Source organism: Enterobacter wuhouensis, from assembly GCF_004331265.1.
Classification (GTDB): domain Bacteria; phylum Pseudomonadota; class Gammaproteobacteria; order Enterobacterales; family Enterobacteriaceae; genus Enterobacter; species Enterobacter wuhouensis.
On sequence record NZ_SJOO01000037.1, the window covers coordinates 1 to 371 of the forward strand.

1 protein-coding gene is annotated in these 371 nt (G+C 65.0%); it reads left to right on the top strand.

From position 1 onward, the window contains the following. A partial coding sequence (locus E0L20_RS23775; RefSeq protein WP_207389468.1) for a type VI secretion system Vgr family protein occupies nt 1-371 on the top strand: 371 nt, incomplete at both ends.

Below are 371 nucleotides of genomic sequence, written 5' to 3' on the forward strand. Positions count from 1 at the left end.
CCGCAACGTGCTGCGCACGCCCGCAAACAACAAGCTGCGGATGGAGGACCGGCGCGGGGAGGAGCACATCAAGCTCGCCACGGAGTACGGAAAAACCCAGCTCAACAGCGGGCATCTGGTGGACAGCCAGGGGCAACGTCGCGGCACGGGTGCAGAGTTGCGCACCGACGAACGGGGAACCCTGCGGGCTGGGAAGGGGCTGTTTGTCAGCGCGGATGCGCAGGCGAAAGCGCAGGGTGACGCACTGGATATGAGCGCTGCGCTGAAGGAAATCGACCGGCTTAACCAGCAGCTGCAGCAGCTGGAAATCGCGGCGGAGCAGGCGCAGGCCCTGAAGGCGGACGTGGACAGCCAGATACGGATGTTTGAGG